This window comes from Peptidiphaga sp., assembly GCF_057238965.1.
Map to the genome: position 1 here is coordinate 1 of NZ_DBHHEV010000116.1, position 1,581 is coordinate 1,581.

A 1,581-nucleotide genomic window follows, 5' to 3' on the forward strand; every position below is an offset into this window, starting at 1 on the left:
CGGGTCCAGGAGGCCATCCAGGATCGCCTCGGCGAGGACGTGCGAATCACGTCCTTGGGCCATGTTCAGCGAGGCGGCACGCCGTCGGCCTACGACCGGTGGATGTCGACGATCCTCGGCTACACCGCCGCCCTCGAGACAGTTCGCGCCGGCGAGAGGGACGAACCGTGCATCATCGGCACGCGGCGCAACCGCGTGGTGCGCCTGCCCCTGATGGAGGCGATCCGCGAGACCCGCGCCGTCAAGGGGTACCTTTCCTCGGGCGACTACGAGGCCGCAGTCGATTCACGCGGCCCGGGGTTTCGCGGAATGCTCGACGTTTTCGAGACGATGTCGATGCCGGTGGAGAGCCATCGAGGGCATATCGCGACGCCGGACGGACGCCCACCGCGCGTCGCCGTCATGCACGCCGGAGGCCTTGCGCCCGGCATGGACCCGGCGGCGAAGGCCGCCGTCCGCCTCGGACTCGACCGCGGATTCACAATGCTCGGGGTCGTCGGCGGATTTCCGGGCCTGCTCGACGGCGAGCTGCGCGAGTTGACGTGGGCCGACGTCGATTCTTGGGCCGGCTCCGGCGGCGCCCATCTGGGAACGCACCGGTCGGTTCCGGCCGTCGACCAGTACTACGCGCTCGGGCGGGAGATCGAGAAGAACCGGATCGACGCCCTCATGGTCATCGGCGGCTTCACCGGATACCTCGCCGCGCTGCACATGGTCGAAGAAAAGAACCGCTACCCCGCCTTCGACCTCCCCATAGTCTGCGTTCCGGCGTCAATCGACAACAATCTGCCGGGCGCCGAGCTGTCCATCGGCGTCGACACCGCGCTCAACAACAACGCCGAGGTGATCGACCGCATCAAGCAGTCGGCGGCGGCCAACCACCGATGCTTCGTGGCCGAGGCGATGGGGCGCCGATGCGGATATCTCACCCTCATGTCCGGAATAGTCGCTGGCGCAGAGCAGGTCTACCTCTCGGAGAACGGCATATCCCTGTCACAGCTGAGCGAGGACGCCGCGCGGATCGTCAAAGCCTTCGAGGGCGGACGCGACCTTTACCTCGTCGTCGCCAACGAAGAGGCCTCCGAGTACTACACGACGGACATGCTCACCAAGATCTTCGAGGCCGAAAGCCGGGGCCTGTACGACGTGCGGCCGGCCGTGCTCGGCCACATGCAGCAGGGCGGCAACCCCTCGCCCTTCGACCGCACACTGGCCGTGCGCCTGGCAAACTACGCGATCGGCGAGCTCTCCAGGCAGTTCGAGAAGGGCAAGCGCGACGGCGTTTTCGTGGGTCTGTCCGACGGCGAGATCAAAGTCCAGCGCCTGACGCACATGGACGAGCTCATCGACCTGAAGACAAGGCTCCCGGTCGATCCGTGGTGGCGTGGCCTGGAGGAGATTCTCTACACCGTGGCCGACAAGGACTTCGACAAGAAGCTCGACATGCCGGCGGTCTACGAGGCGAACTAGTCCCGCCTCGACGGGACCCGAGGGCGCGGCAGGCCCGTGTGCCGGGGCCCCGACCAGCCGGAGGTCGGGGCGTCAGCCGTCGGCCGGCGGCTCCTCGTCGTCGGCCTTGGT

Annotated in this window: 1 protein-coding gene; it reads left to right on the forward strand. The window is 67.4% G+C overall.

The features are described 5' to 3' along the window. Nucleotides 1-1,470: 6-phosphofructokinase (locus tag ACO48X_RS10430; RefSeq protein ID WP_485002023.1), on the forward strand; the 1,470-nt coding region annotated here is incomplete at its 5' end. Nucleotides 1,471-1,581 lie beyond the last annotated feature (111 nt).